The sequence below is a fragment of the Pantoea sp. BJ2 genome (genome assembly GCF_040255075.1).
GTDB classification, from domain to species: domain Bacteria; phylum Pseudomonadota; class Gammaproteobacteria; order Enterobacterales; family Enterobacteriaceae; genus Pantoea; species Pantoea leporis.
Window position 1 is genome coordinate 2,908,078 of sequence record NZ_CP158292.1, and the last position, 13,863, is coordinate 2,921,940.

General features: G+C 56.2%; 10 protein-coding genes and 1 pseudogene. 5 read left to right on the forward strand and 6 right to left on the reverse strand.

Annotated elements, in window-relative coordinates:
* Positions 1-279 precede the first annotated feature (279 nt).
* The 3 genes from ackA (at position 280) to AAF463_RS13430 (ending at position 5,088) form a co-directional block, all read left to right on the forward strand.
* A complete protein-coding gene (gene ackA, locus AAF463_RS13420; protein ID WP_101763649.1) occupies positions 280-1,482 on the forward strand; it encodes an acetate kinase in 1,203 nt (400 codons plus the stop codon).
* Between the two features lie 73 nt (positions 1,483-1,555).
* Positions 1,556-3,700 (forward strand): phosphate acetyltransferase, encoded by a 2,145-nt coding sequence (gene pta, locus AAF463_RS13425; RefSeq protein ID WP_176971183.1) that lies wholly within the window; start codon positions 1,556-1,558, stop codon positions 3,698-3,700.
* 128 nt (positions 3,701-3,828) lie between these two features.
* Positions 3,829-5,088, forward strand: a complete 1,260-nt coding sequence (locus tag AAF463_RS13430; RefSeq protein ID WP_350260932.1) for a 4-aminobutyrate--2-oxoglutarate transaminase — start codon at positions 3,829-3,831, stop codon at positions 5,086-5,088.
* Positions 5,089-5,134: 46 nt separating this feature from the next.
* On the opposite strand, the gene yfcD is transcribed toward AAF463_RS13430, so the two are convergent.
* The gene (gene yfcD, locus AAF463_RS13435) at positions 5,135-5,680 is read right to left on the reverse strand and encodes an NUDIX hydrolase YfcD (protein ID WP_007889295.1); all 546 of its coding nucleotides are present in this window, start codon (positions 5,678-5,680) and stop codon (positions 5,135-5,137) included.
* A 111-nt stretch (positions 5,681-5,791) separates the two neighbouring features.
* Positions 5,792-6,433 carry a glutathione transferase gene (gene yfcF / locus AAF463_RS13440; RefSeq protein ID WP_350260933.1) on the reverse strand — a complete coding sequence of 214 codons (642 nt, stop codon included), beginning with the start codon at positions 6,431-6,433 and terminating at the stop codon, positions 5,792-5,794.
* Positions 6,434-6,637: 204 nt separating this feature from the next.
* On the opposite strand from yfcF, the pseudogene AAF463_RS13445 reads away from it, so the two are divergent.
* A pseudogene (locus tag AAF463_RS13445) lies at positions 6,638-7,531 on the forward strand (TIGR01777 family oxidoreductase).
* A 32-nt stretch (positions 7,532-7,563) separates the two neighbouring features.
* On the opposite strand, the gene AAF463_RS13450 reads toward AAF463_RS13445, so the two are convergent.
* Genes AAF463_RS13450 through dalD form a run of 3 tightly spaced genes read right to left on the reverse strand, consistent with a single transcriptional unit; the run spans position 7,564 to position 11,741 of the window.
* Positions 7,564-8,844 carry an MFS transporter gene (locus AAF463_RS13450; protein ID WP_192233267.1) on the reverse strand — a complete coding sequence of 427 codons (1,281 nt, stop codon included), beginning with the start codon at positions 8,842-8,844 and terminating at the stop codon, positions 7,564-7,566.
* A gap of 22 nt (positions 8,845-8,866) precedes the next feature.
* Positions 8,867-10,336 carry a xylulokinase gene (xylB, locus tag AAF463_RS13455; protein WP_350260934.1) on the reverse strand — a complete coding sequence of 490 codons (1,470 nt, stop codon included), beginning with the start codon at positions 10,334-10,336 and terminating at the stop codon, positions 8,867-8,869.
* Between the two features lie 10 nt (positions 10,337-10,346).
* Entirely contained in the window at positions 10,347-11,741 is a 1,395-nt protein-coding gene (gene dalD / locus AAF463_RS13460) for a D-arabinitol 4-dehydrogenase (RefSeq protein WP_350260935.1), read from the reverse strand.
* A 195-nt stretch (positions 11,742-11,936) separates the two neighbouring features.
* On the opposite strand from dalD, the gene AAF463_RS13465 reads away from it, so the two are divergent.
* Positions 11,937-12,884 (forward strand): sugar-binding transcriptional regulator, encoded by a 948-nt coding sequence (locus tag AAF463_RS13465; protein WP_350260936.1) that lies wholly within the window; start codon positions 11,937-11,939, stop codon positions 12,882-12,884.
* Positions 12,885-13,083: 199 nt separating this feature from the next.
* Here AAF463_RS13465 and hisP read toward each other — a convergent pair whose 3' ends face one another.
* Positions 13,084-13,857, reverse strand: a complete 774-nt coding sequence (gene hisP / locus AAF463_RS13470) for a histidine ABC transporter ATP-binding protein HisP (RefSeq protein ID WP_101763641.1) — start codon at positions 13,855-13,857, stop codon at positions 13,084-13,086.
* Between the last annotated feature and the right edge of the window lie 6 nt (positions 13,858-13,863).

Below are 13,863 nucleotides of genomic sequence, written 5' to 3' on the forward strand. Positions count from 1 at the left end.
GACATCCTTCAAAAGTTTTTGTCTTTGCGGGTGACAGTGAGTATTCTGACGCCGTTTGAGTAACATTACCGGAAGCTTTAGCTCAATAAAAGAGCGGCCAGAGCCATGTTTCGCTAAGTGCTTATCAAAAATAAGCGTAAAATCACCAAAATTTTTTGCATGTCACTGAATTTTTGACTAGCACATGATGTTTATCATTAACCTACCAGCTTTCATGGGCTACGCTGTTAGTCTGATTGCGTTTTTTTTAGCCACTATTTAACAAAAATAGGTACTTCCATGTCGACGAAGTTAGTTCTGGTTCTGAACTGCGGCAGTTCTTCACTTAAGTTTGCCATCCTTAACCCTGTTACCGGCGACGAATACCTCTCCGGTTTGGCTGAATGTTTCCATTTACCGGAAGCACGTATTAAGTGGAAACTGGACGGCAGCAAACAAGAAGCTCAGCTTGGCGCGGGTGCGGCACACAGCGAAGCACTGAATTTCATGGTCAAAACTATTCTGGCACAAAAACCAGAGCTTTCGGCACAAATCGCTGCAATCGGCCATCGTATTGTTCACGGCGGCGAGCAGCTGACCAAATCAGTCATCATCGACGAATCTGTTATTCAGGGCATCAAAGACGCCTCTTCTTTTGCGCCGCTGCACAATCCTGCGCATCTGATCGGTATAGATGAAGCGCTGAAAAACTTCCCACATCTTTCTGATAAAAATGTCGCGGTTTTTGACACCGCATTCCATCAGACAATGCCGGAAGAGTCCTATCTCTATGCTCTGCCGTACAAATTGTATAAAGAGCACGGCGTTCGTCGCTACGGCGCACACGGCACCAGCCACTACTATGTGACGCAGGAAGCCGCGAAAATGCTGAACAAACCCGTTAGCGAACTGAACGTCATCACCTGCCACTTGGGTAATGGCGGTTCCGTTTCTGCTATTCGCAATGGTCAGTGTGTTGATACTTCCATGGGCCTGACGCCATTGGAAGGTTTGGTGATGGGCACGCGCAGTGGCGACATCGATCCTGCGATTATCTTCTTCCTGCATGATGCCCTGGGCATGAGCGTTGATGCCATCAATAAGTTGCTGACCAAAGAGTCTGGCCTGTTAGGTCTGACCGAAGTCACCAGCGACTGCCGCTATGTGGAAGACAACTACAGCACCAAAGAAGATGCTAAGCGTGCGATGGATGTGTTCTGCCACCGCCTGGCGAAATACATCGGCAGCTACACTGCGCTGATGGAAGGCCGTCTGGACGCCGTGGTCTTCACCGGTGGTATCGGTGAAAACGCGGCGATGGTGCGCGAGCTGGCGCTGCAGAAACTGGGTCTGCTCGGCTTCGAAGTCGATCACGAGCGCAACCTTGCAGCACGCTTCGGCAAATCGGGTTTCATCAACAAAGAAGGCACGCGCCCAGCCGTGGTGATCCCAACCAACGAAGAGTTGGTGATTGCTCAAGACGCCGCGCGTCTCACCGCTTAAAAACACTTCTCTCCGTCAGCTTAGGCTGACGGAGTTGTTTTAGACAGTCTGCAACACCTGAGAGGTTTCTATCGTGTCACGTACAATTATGCTCATTCCTACCGGCACCAGCGTCGGTCTGACCAGCGTCAGCCTCGGCGTGATCCGTGCCATGGAGCGCAAAGGCGTGCGCCTGAGCGTATTCAAGCCAATTGCCCAGCCACGTGCGGGTGGCGATGCGCCAGACCAAACCACCAGCATTATCCGTAAAAGCTCCGCGATTCCTGCCGCAGAACCGCTGCAGATGTCACGCGTTGAGTCGCTGCTTGGATCTAACCAGCAAGACGTGTTGATGGAAGAGATCATTGCCAACTATCACGCAAACGCTAAAGACGCGGAAGTAGTGCTGGTTGAAGGTCTGGTCCCCACGCGTAAACATCAGTTTGCATCTGCTCTGAACTATGAGATCGCTAAAACCCTGAACGCCGAAATCGTCTTCGTCATGGCGCTGGGCAACGATTCTCCGGCGCAGCTCAAAGAGCGTATCGAACTGACGCAAAGCAGCTTTGGCGGCAGCAAAAACAAAAACATCACTGGCGTGATCATCAACAAACTGAATGCGCCGGTGGATGAGCAAGGTCGTACGCGCCCGGATCTGTCAGAAATTTTTGATGACTCCTCTAAAGCCAGCATCGCCAACATCGATCCAAAGCAGCTGTTTGCCAACAGTCCGCTGCCGGTGCTGGGTTGTGTACCGTGGAGCTTTGATCTGATCGCCACTCGCGCCATCGATATGTGCCGTCACCTGAACGCCGATATCATCAACGAAGGTGAAATCCAGACGCGCCGTGTGAAATCTGTCACCTTCTGTGCGCGTAGCATTCCACATATGCTGGAGCACTTCCGTCCGGGTTCACTGCTGGTAACCTCCGCCGATCGTCCTGATGTACTGGTTGCCGCCTGTTTGGCCGCGATGAACGGCGTAGAAATCGGTGCAGTGCTGTTGACCGGTGGCTATCAGATTGAAGCGCCCATCGCACGCCTGTGCGAACGCGCGTTTCAGACCGGCTTGCCGGTGTTTATGGTGAAAACAAACACCTGGCAGACGTCGCTTAGCCTGCAAAGCTTCAACCTTGAAGTCCCGACTGACGATACGCAGCGCATCGAGAAAGTGCAGGAGTACGTAGCTAGCTTCATTAATGAAGATTGGGTGGAATCGCTGACCGCCACGTCCGAGCGCAGCCGTCGCCTGTCTCCACCGGCATTCCGCTACCAACTCACCGAGCTGGCGCGCAAAGCCGGCAAACGCATCGTGCTGCCAGAAGGCGACGAGCCGCGTACCGTCAAAGCGGCAGCAATTTGCGCCGAACGCGGCATCGCTACCTGTGTGCTGCTCGGCAATCCGGAAGAGATTCAGCGTGTTGCGGCGGCGCAGGGTGTTGAACTCGGCACAGGCATTGTGATCGTGGATCCAGAAGTAGTACGTGAAAATTACGTGCCACGTTTGGTTGAGCTGCGTAAGAGCAAAGGCATGACCGAAGTGGTGGCGCAGGAGCAGCTGGAAGACAACGTGGTGCTCGGCACCATGATGCTGGAGAGCGGCGAAGTTGACGGTCTGGTCTCCGGCGCGGTTCACACCACTGCGAATACCATTCGTCCACCGCTGCAGCTGATCAAAACCGCGCCAAACAGCTCGCTGGTGTCGTCGGTGTTCTTCATGCTGCTGCCGGAGCAGGTTCTGGTGTATGGCGACTGCGCCATCAACCCGGATCCCAATCCAGAACAGCTGGCAGAGATCGCGATTCAGTCTGCCGACTCAGCTAAAGCCTTCGGTATCGATCCACGCGTCGCGATGATCTCCTACTCAACCGGTAACTCCGGTGCCGGTAGCGACGTAGAGAAAGTACGTGAAGCCACGCGCATCGCGCAGGAAAAACGCCCGGATCTGGTGATCGATGGTCCGCTGCAGTACGACGCCGCGATTATGGAAGACGTCGCCAAATCCAAAGCGCCAAACTCTGCGGTTGCCGGCCGCGCTACCGTGTTCATCTTCCCGGATCTGAACACCGGTAACACCACTTACAAAGCGGTACAGCGTTCTGCCGATCTGATCTCCATCGGACCGATGCTGCAAGGCATGCGTAAGCCGGTGAACGACCTCTCGCGCGGCGCACTGGTGGATGACATCGTCTACACCATCGCATTGACGGCGATTCAATCGCAGCAGGCCGAAGGCTAATCCCCTTTCCCGCCCGCCAAAAAAGCACGCACTTCGGTGCGTGCTTTTTTTTGCTCCGCACTTCACTGGCATAAACCTCACGCTGCGCTAACACTGATTGAAGTCTGCCGCTAATTGCGAGGTGAATAATGAGCAACAGTGAAGTGCACCGCCGTCGTTTACAAGCCACGCCGCGCGGCGTGGGTGTGATGTGTGATTTCTTTGCGGTGAAAGCCGAGAATGCCACGGTATGGGATCAGCATGGCCGCGAATACACCGATTTTGCCGCAGGCATCGCGGTGCTTAACACCGGGCATCGTCACCCGAAAGTGATGGCTGCGGTGCAACAGCAGCTTGAATGCTTTACCCACACCGCCTTTCAAATCATCCCTTATGAGAACTACATTCATCTCGCCGAGCGGCTGAATGCGTTGGTGCCGATTAACGGCGCGGTGAAAACCACCTTTTTCTCAACCGGTGCAGAAGCGGTCGAAAACGCGGTCAAAATCGCGCGTGCGGCCACCGGTCGTCCCGGCATCATCGCCTTCACCGGCGCGTTTCATGGCCGTACCAATATGACAATGTCGCTAACCGGCAAAGTGGTGCCGTATAAAACCGGCTTCGGCCCCTTCGCCAGCCCGGTGTTTCACGCGCGCTATCCCAACGCGCTGCACAAAGTCAGCGTGAGCGATGCGCTCGACAGTCTGGAAGCGATTTTCCGCAGCGATATCAGCCCACAGCAGGTGGCAGCCATTATCTTTGAACCGGTTCAGGGCGAAGGCGGTTTCTACAGTGCGCCGCCAGAGTTTGTCGTTGCGCTGCGAGAATTGTGCGATCGCCACGGCATACTGCTGATCGCCGATGAGATCCAGAGCGGTTTTGCGCGCACCGGTAAACTGTTCGCCAGCGACTATTACACCGTGCAGCCCGATCTCATCACCATGGCGAAAAGTCTGGCTGGCGGTTTCCCGCTCTCGGCGGTATCGGGACGCGCAGAAGTCATGGATGCGCCAGAACCCGGCGGCCTGGGCGGAACCTATGCTGGCAGTCCACCGGCGATTGCGGCGGCGCTGGCGGTGTTAGACATTATCGAAGAAGAGGCGCTGTGCAGCCGCGCCAACCAGCTTGGTAGCCGATTAAAACAGACGTTGCAGCAAGCAGATTGTAAAGCGCTGGCGGAAATTCGTGGTTATGGCTCAATGATGGCGGCGGAATTCAATGATGCGGCGGGCAAGCCGTCGGCGGAGATTGCCAAAGCTATTCAGCAGCAGGCGCTGGAAAAAGGTTTGATTCTGCTAACCTGTGGCGTGTACGGCAACGTGATCCGCTTCCTCTATCCGCTGACTATTCCCGATGCGCAGTTCGAGGATGCGTTGGCACTGTTGGCGGGGATTCTGCGGGAACATTAACAATGGTGTGTATAAGGTCGCCAAAAATGGCGACCTTACGGCAAGATTACGCTTCGCTGCTCTGTTTACGGCGTGCAGCATCACTGTTTCGGCTCAGCCACAGCGACAGCGCCTTAAGCGAATCATCGGTGAACTCGTCACAGCGCGCGGTGATCTCTTCCGGCGTCATCCAGAAGATCTCATCCACTTCCTCTTCCTGCATGGCAAACGGGCCATGGGAAACGCAGCTGAACAGCCCGCCCCATACGCGGCAATGCTGATCTTCAAAATAGAACTGGCCGTGTTCGGCGAATGGAACGGCCGCGATACCCAATTCCTCTTCCGCTTCACGACGCGCCGATTCTAGCAGGTCTTCCCCACTCTGCACCACGCCACCGGCAGTGGCGTCCAGCATACCCGGCATGAAGTCTTTGATTTCAGTACGACGCTGCACCAGAATTTTGCCCATGCCATCATGCACCACAATATAAGTAGCGCGATGACGCAGACACTGCGCACGCATCTGCGCACGGCTGGCCTGCGCAATGACTTCGTTCTCTTCGTTAACGATATCAACCCACTCGATACCGTCACCTGCCGTTTGATCCACCATCCGTAACCCTTTTCTGTTTTCGGCGTGCCCAGCACGCGCCTGTTTGCCATGCTTTATTAGAATGAGCGGTAAGGTAAAGCGTTCTTTTCGCCATCGCAAGGCGCATCGTGCTCAGCGTGTTTTACCCGATTCCGCTAACCAGAGTTGCACCGAAGCACGCTGCCACTGGAACTCCGCATAGTGTTGCAGCTTCACCGGCAGCGCATCGCCGTGCAGCACCAGGCGATTAATCATCACGGCTAAATCGGTATCCGCAATCGACCATTCGCCAAACAGATTTTGCTGTCCATCAGGCAAAAGGCGCTGCACCGCAGCAATGAGTTTGTTGGCAGCTTGCTCACCTGCCGGCGTAAGCGGCGCAAAGCGTTCGCCAGCGAACAGCACTTCGGTTGGACGCTCAGAGCGCAGCGCCATTAAGTCGCTGCGCAGCCATGCCTGCACTTCGCGCGCATGCGCCCGTTTCTCACGATCGCGCGGATAGAGCCGCTCGAACTCTGGCGCCGGAAAACGCTCTTCCAGGTACTCAGCAATCGCTGAAGATTCCGTCAGCAGCACATCATCGATTTGCAGCGTCGGCACACGGCAGGTCAGCGACAGCGCGCGGTATTCCTCATCCCACTGCGCATTCTGCGATAAATCGACGCGCTTAAGGGTGAAGGGAATGCCCTTCTCGGTGAGCGCAACATAAACCGACATGGCGTAAGGGCTGAAAAAGCAAGAATCTGACCACAAAGTAATGGTTGGATAATTCATTGGCTGCCTCAGAAAAGCGTCAGGTGTGCATCATGTTTACCGATTTTTATTTATTAAGGCAATGGTGCGCTGGTCGGATCTTTAGCGGCTAAGACCAGCGCTGACTTTTCCTTTTTCTTCATAAGCGTAAGCCGAGTCACGCCGCGCGCACGCTTCTCTTCTATGCTCAATCTGAGCAGATAAAAAATGACAAGGAGGCTCAACATGCATTTACTGATCACCGGCGGCACCGGCCTGATTGGCCGCCATCTGATTCCGCGTCTGTTGCAGCTTGGCCATCAGGTGAGCGTCGTCACGCGCGATGTCGCCGCCGCACGCGAGAAACTCGACGCCAGCGTGGCGCTGTGGTCCGGCATCAATCAGCAAACCGATTTAAACGGTATTGATGGTGTGATTAATCTTGCGGGCGAACCGATCGCCGATAAACGCTGGACCGAACAGCAGAAGCAGCGGCTGTGCGAAAGCCGCTGGCAGATCACCGAGCAGCTGGTCTCGCTGATTCACGCCAGCAGCAATCCCCCGCAATTTTTGATTTCCGGCTCGGCTACCGGCTTTTATGGCGATACCGGCGACCTGGTGCTGACCGAAGAGGATCCAGGTTAGGATGAATTTACTCATACGCTGTGCGCACGTTGGGAACAATTGGCGTTAACTGCACAGAGCGATCGCACGCGCGTCTGTTTGCTGCGCACCGGCGTGGTGCTGGCGAAAGAAGGCGGCGCGTTATCGAAGATGAAACTGCCGTTTAAGCTTGGCGTAGGCGGTCCGATTGGTAGCGGCAAACAGTATTTACCGTGGATTCACATCGACGATTTGGTTAACGCGCTGCTGTGGTTGATCGATCACTCTGAACTGCGCGGCCCGTTCAACATGGTTGCGCCCTATGCGGTGCGCAATGAGCAGTTCGCCGCCACGCTCGGCCATGTGATGCATCGCCCAGCCTTTATGCGCACGCCCGCCAGCGCCATCAAGCTGATGATGGGCGAATCAGCGGTACTGGTGCTCGGCGGCCAACATGTGTTGCCGAAGCGCCTGGAAGAGTCAGGCTTTGGTTTTCGCTGGTACGATTTGGAGGAAGCGTTGCGGGATGTCGTGTAGGGGCGCCATTAATGGCGCCCGCCTATCACAGATTAACTCCTTTGCTGCGCCACGCGTGATTTCACTGCCGCCGGTTCATGCGTATGTCCCGGCTGCGGCACGCGGATGATAAAGGTCAGCACGCCAGCAAACACGTACAGCGCGGTATACGCCCACACCACGCCGACGATATCGAAAAACGGCAGCAACACCGACGCAATCGCGGGCGCGACAAAATTACTCAGTCCGGCCGACAGGTTATAAATCGACACGGCGGCGCCTTTGTGATGCGGCTCCAGTGTCGGAAACACAGCGGTCATCGGCACGAAGGCGGCGACAAAAATTCCTAACATCACCGCCGGAATCAGCGCCACCCAGAAGTTATGTCCGGCATACAGCGGCAGGTAGTAAAACGCCAGACTGGAGATGGCCATACCGAGACAGCCAAACCAGCGCACCTGACGGATCCAACCCAGCTTCTCGCCGGTAATGCCCCAGAAGATGTTGGTAAAAATGGTAACGAAGAAGAACACCGCCCAGATTTGCAGCCATTCGGAAATGGTAAAACCTAGACGATCAACGAACAGCAGCGGCATGATAATGGCGAAACCAAACAGTGACAGCGTATTAATGATGCGAATCAGGCAAGCATAAAACACGTGCTGGTTGGTAAACAGAATAGTTACTGCCCGCGACATTTCGGTCATTTTATCGCGCATCGGCAAATTGACGCGCGAACGATCAACCGGCACATGGCGCAAGCTGAAATAGGCCAGCACGCCACCACAGGCAACCCAAATAATCGCCAGCCACAGCGTACCGGTTTCGCCGAGCATCGGGATGGTCAGACTCGGTAAATAGCTGCCGACCACACCGATACCGACGGAATACATTGCCCAGAACCAACCGGTGGCTGCCGCCAGTTTTTCACGCGGCAGCACCTGCACCAGCATCATCATGAATGAGTAAATGAATAGCGGATACGCCAGACCGCGAATGCCGTAAAATAGCACCATCAGCGGATAGTTGCGCATGCCAAGTCCCAGCGACATAAACAGCGTGTGCATGACAATCCACAGCACGAAGCCAATCATCATGGCACGCTGGGGCGTAATCAGTTCCGCTACCACGCCCGATGCCCACGCCGCTAGCGCTGCCGCCAGTCCGTAAAAAGTAAATACTACCGCCGACTGCGCTGGCGTGAAGCCCATATCGGTGATGTGACGCGACAGAAATGCCATTTCAAAGCCGTCACCCGCCATAAAAATAGCGATGGCGAGGAAGCCCCAGAACATCTTTTTCGGTAAGCCAAACCAGTAATCATTCGATTGCATCTCATTCATCCTCTGTCTGGAATTATTCAGGCAACAACACTCGCGCCTGCTGCTGTTGTGCATAGAGCGTGCGGAACAGCTGCAATCGCTGCTGCAGCACCTTGCCGCGCGCAGCATCTGGTTGATATCGCGCCTGCACCGGCGGTTTTAGGCAAACTTCGCTCTCCACACCACCCGCGGCCAGCCATGCCAGACGCGCAGCCCCCAAAGCGCCGGACGCGCTGGCGGGATGCGTGACGATCGGCAGTTGCAGCACATCGGCGATCAACTGCGCCCACAACGTGCTGCGCGCCCCACCACCGGTCAGGCTGCACTGCTGAATCTGGCGCTGCGCATCACCAAGTACCGCGAACCCGTCGGCCAAACCAAACGCTACGCCTTCAATTACTGCGTAGCCGAGCAGCGCACGCGGCGTTTCGTGGCGCAGATTGAAGAAAGAGCCGGAGGCGTCAGGATCGTTGTGTGGCGTGCGTTCACCAGAAAGATAGGGCAGGAAAACCGGGGCATGACGCCGCTGCTCTTCGCTGAGCTGTGCCATCTCTTCCATCAGTTGGCTTTCGGTAACGGAGAGCAAATTACACAGCCAGCGCAGGCAGCTGGCGGCGCTGAGCATCACGCTCATCTGGTGCCAGCGTCCGGGCAAGGCGTGACAGAAGGCGTGCACGCCCGATTGCGGATCGGCCAGCAAACGATCGTTGACGACAAAAATCACGCCGGAGGTACCCAGCGAGATAAAAGCATCACCCGGATTAACCGCGCCGACACCAACCGCCGATGCGGCATTGTCGCCACCGCCGCCCGCCACGCAGACCGCGGCCGACAAGCCCCATTCACTTGCCAGATCGGCTTTCAATGGGGCGCTCACCGCGCTGCCTTCCACCAGCGCCGGCATATTGGCGCGCGTGAGACCGGTGATGGCTAACAGTTCGTCGCACCAGTCGCGCTGAGCTACATCGAGCCACAACGTGCCTGCCGCGTCTGAAGGTTCACTGATAAATTGTCCGGTTAAACGCCAGCGTAGGTAATCTTTCGGCAGCAGCACTTTATCGATGCGACGGAAAATCTCAGGCTCATGTTCTGCCACCCAACGCAGTTTAGGTGCGGTGAAGCCCGGCATAATCATATTGCCGCTGAGCTGCATCATTTCCGGATGTTGGGCACTGAGCGCGGCACATTGCGGCGCGCTGCGCGTGTCATTCCACAGAATGCACGGGCGCAGCACCTTGCCCTGCGCATCCAGCAGCACCGCGCCGTGCATCTGCCCGGACAAACCCATCGCGCGAATCTCGCTCCAGGCCAGCGCGTCCTGCTGGCGCAATCCAGCAAGGACATCACCGCACGCTTGCCACCAGCGCTCGGGATCCTGTTCTGCCCAGTGCGCATGCGGGCGCTGCACGTTGAGCGTGGCGTGATTCGAGGCAATGATCTCACCCTGCGCATTGATGATCAGCGCTTTGAGCTCGGAGGTGCCAATATCAATCCCAAGATACATAACGCGCTCCTTACACCGCAGCCAGCATGCGTTCTGGCTGTTTCAGCCACAGTTGCAGATCCGCCACGCTGCGCGTCACCAGCGCATGAAACGCCTTGTCCTGTGCCAGTTCGCCAAATAGCGCGCTATCGCTGAGGAAAGCGTTCAGTGCATCGGAGCGGCTAAACTGCTGGCGCAGCGCATCGGCTTGCAGCACACCATCCTGATAGGTGTAAGGCAAATCATCACAGGCCCAGCGTTGCAGGAACAGGAAGAACAGTGCAGGCAGCACGGCGGTGGCCGCCGGTTCTGCGCCACGCTGATAGCATTCGCGCAGTGTTGGTGTCACCATGCCGGGGATTTTCGACAAACCGTCCGCGCCAACACGTTGATTGGTGTCTTTAATGTAGGGATTGCTAAAACGCGCCAGTACCACATCGCGATAATCGGCTAAATCCAGCGGGCTCGGCGACAGCGATGGCATCACATCCTGGGTCACGTAGTCATAGGCCAGTTGGTAAATCGCCGGCTGACGCGTGCTGTCATCAATGTAATTGAGGCCAATCAGCGTGCCTGCCCAGGCAATCGCCGCATGCGTGGCGTTAAGGATGCGGATTTTCGCCTCTTCCCACGGCAATACCGATTCCACCAGCTCAACGCCAACCTTCTCCAGCGCCGGCCGACCGGCAATGAAGTCATCTTCAATCACCCATTGAATAAAGGATTCGGCCATCACCGATGCACCATCCTCTTTACCCGTAGCGGCTTTAACGCGCTCAGCCACATCCGGCGTTGGACGCGGCGTAATGCGATCCACCATGGTGTTAGGCGAGGTGGTATTTTCGCGCACCCAATTCGCTAAGGCGTTGTCACCTTTGGCGGTAAGAAACGCGAGGAAGCCGTGACGGAAACGTTCGCCGTTGTGGCGCAGGTTATCGCAGTTGAGCAGCGTAACGGACGCGCCACCGTTGGCCACGCGCTGCGTGAGGATGCGTGCCAGCGCGCCATAAATCGTGCAGATGTCGCCTTTCACATCGGCCTGCACATCCGGCTGCGTCAGGTCCAGTTCGAATTCCGGTGTCAAATAGTAACCGGCTTCGGTGACGGTAAAACCTATCACGCGGGTTTCACTTTTCGCTCCCTGCTCCACCAGCGCGCTGATGTCGCTATCCCACGGCAGGATTTTGCGCAATGACGTGATGGTTTCATAGGCGCGTTCGCCATCGGGTGTAACGGTTTCCAGCACATATTCGCCCTCTTGCGCAGCAAGTTGCTTTAGCAACGGCGCGGCATCATTGCGGATATTGCCGAGGGCAATGCTCCAGCTTTCATCGCCCTGCTCGCGTAGTTTATGCAGATACCACGCCTGATGCGCGCGGTGAAAAGATCCTGCGCCGATATGCATCCACACTGATTGATTGGTCATAGTCGCCTCAAAATAAACATTTGCCACGATTAAGGGCATTTGCCCGATGAGGCGTAGCATAGTGCGAGCGAGCAGCCTTGTTCTGCGAGCTCAATCACAATTAATACTTTTGCTCTTTTTTAGGGCTTTTGCCCAGTTAACACTTCATCGGCATCTCGCGTTAACATGGCGCACCGGTTTTGACGGAACAGCGCGATGAGCAGAGAAGAGAAAAAACAAGAACTGGCAGCACGTGCGGCCTGGATGTATTACGTGGCGGGCGTGACACAACAGGAAATTGCACGCGCGTTAGGATTGTCACGTCAGGTGGCGCAGCGTTTGGTCTCCAGCGCGCGTGAAATGGGCATGGTGAGCGTAAAGATTGATCATCCGGTTACCCATTGCTTGCATCTGGCGCGCGACGTTCAGGATAAATTTGGCCTGCAACTGTGCCGTGTGGTGCCATCCGCCAATCTGGATAATGACGCTATTCAGCAGATGCTGGCAGTGGAAGGCGCGGCGGTGATGGCGCAATACATCAGCGAGGAGCAACCGCAGGTGTTTGGCATTGGTTCCGGTAAGACGCTGCGCTCGATGATTGATGCGCTGCCCTGGGTTGAGCGACCGCAGCATCAGTGCGTTTCGATGATTGGCGCGATTGCGCGGGACGACTCGGGTACGCGCTACGACGTGCCGCTGAAGATGGCGGAGAAGATGCAGGGCAAGTATTTCTTCATTCCTGCGCCGCTGTATGCGGATACGCCCGAAGATAAAGAGATGTGGATTCAGCATCAGGTTTATCAGCGCGTGACGTTACGCGCCTTGCAGGCGAATGTGGCCTTCGTTGGCATCGGCGAAGTGCAGCCCGGCTGCCCGCTGCATGCCGAAGGCTTTATCACCGATGCGCAAGTTGCTGCGCTCAACGCGCGCGGCGTGGTGGGCGAAATGCTGGGGCACTTTTTCAATCAGCAAGGTGAACGCGTGTGGGGTGAAACCGATGAACTGCTCACCAGCGTGTTGCTGGAGAGCCAGACGCAACGCCAGATTATTGGCTTTGCCGGCAGCGAGCGTAAATATCCGGCGATTCGCGCGGCGTTGCAGGGCGGCTGGGTGTCAGGTCTGGTGACCGATGAGGATACGGCGCTGAAGTTGTTGCGGGGGTAGAGGGTGCTCGCTGTCCCCCATCCCGGCCTTCCCCCGCCCGCGGGGGAAGGAGACGCTGCCAAATGCCACTTCAACACCCACATACTGCAGCATCTTCCTCCCCCATTTATGGGGGAGGACCGAGGAGGGGGACAGCGAGCGCTGGCCAGGATGGGGGACAGCGAGCACTGGCCAGGATGGGGGACAGCGAGCACAAAATCTACTTCAACGATCCCTTCAAAAACTGCTGCAAACGTGGGCTTTTGGGATTGCCGAACAGCTCATCCGGCGTGCCCTGCTCTTCAATTTTGCCTTGATGCAGGAAGATCACATGATTAGAGACGTGACGAGCAAACTCCATCTCATGCGTCACCACCACCATGGTTTTGCCCTCTTCCGCCAGTTTCTGCATAATGCGCAGTACTTCGCCGACCAGTTCCGGATCGAGCGCAGAAGTGGGTTCGTCAAACAGTAACACTTCGGGCTCCATCGCCAATGCCCGCGCAATCGACACGCGCTGCTGCTGACCACCGGAAAGGTGCACCGGATATTTGGCACGCGCACGCGCATCAATGCCGACTTTATCCAGATACTTGATCGCACGCTCACGCGCTTCCGCCTTGCTCAGCCCCAGCACCTGAATCGGCGCTTCGGTGACGTTGTCCAGCACCGTCATGTGGCTCCACAGGTTGAAGTGCTGAAACACCATGGTCAGGCGCGTGCGCAGCATACGCAGCTGCTCTTTGTTCGCGACTTTCAGTTGACCGTCGGTGTCGCGCACCAGATTGATCTGCTGGTTGTTGACCGCAATGGTGCCTTCGCTCGGTTTCTCGAGGAAGTTAATGCAGCGTAAAAAGGTACTTTTCCCGGAACCGGACGAGCCAATAATGCTGATCACATCGCCGGCATTTGCCTGCAGCGATACGCCTTTCAGAACTTCATGTTCACCGTAACGTTTGTGCAGTTCGGTAACGCTTAATTTATTGTCAGCCATAGTGAT

Excerpts from the sequence above, each read along its gene's own strand:
- dalD (WP_350260935.1), bottom strand. The coding sequence starts at position 11,741 with ATGACCAATCAATCAGTGTGGATGCATATCGGCGCAGGATCTTTTCAC.
- xylB (WP_350260934.1), bottom strand. The coding sequence starts at position 10,336 with ATGTATCTTGGGATTGATATTGGCACCTCCGAGCTCAAAGCGCTGATC.
- ackA (WP_101763649.1), top strand. The coding sequence starts at position 280 with ATGTCGACGAAGTTAGTTCTGGTTCTGAACTGCGGCAGTTCTTCACTT.
- yfcF (WP_350260933.1), bottom strand. The coding sequence starts at position 6,433 with ATGAATTATCCAACCATTACTTTGTGGTCAGATTCTTGCTTTTTCAGC.
- hisP (WP_101763641.1), bottom strand. The coding sequence starts at position 13,857 with ATGGCTGACAATAAATTAAGCGTTACCGAACTGCACAAACGTTACGGT.
- AAF463_RS13430 (WP_350260932.1), top strand. The coding sequence starts at position 3,829 with ATGAGCAACAGTGAAGTGCACCGCCGTCGTTTACAAGCCACGCCGCGC.
- AAF463_RS13450 (WP_192233267.1), bottom strand. The coding sequence starts at position 8,844 with ATGCAATCGAATGATTACTGGTTTGGCTTACCGAAAAAGATGTTCTGG.
- AAF463_RS13465 (WP_350260936.1), top strand. The coding sequence starts at position 11,937 with ATGAGCAGAGAAGAGAAAAAACAAGAACTGGCAGCACGTGCGGCCTGG.
- yfcD (WP_007889295.1), bottom strand. The coding sequence starts at position 5,680 with ATGGTGGATCAAACGGCAGGTGACGGTATCGAGTGGGTTGATATCGTT.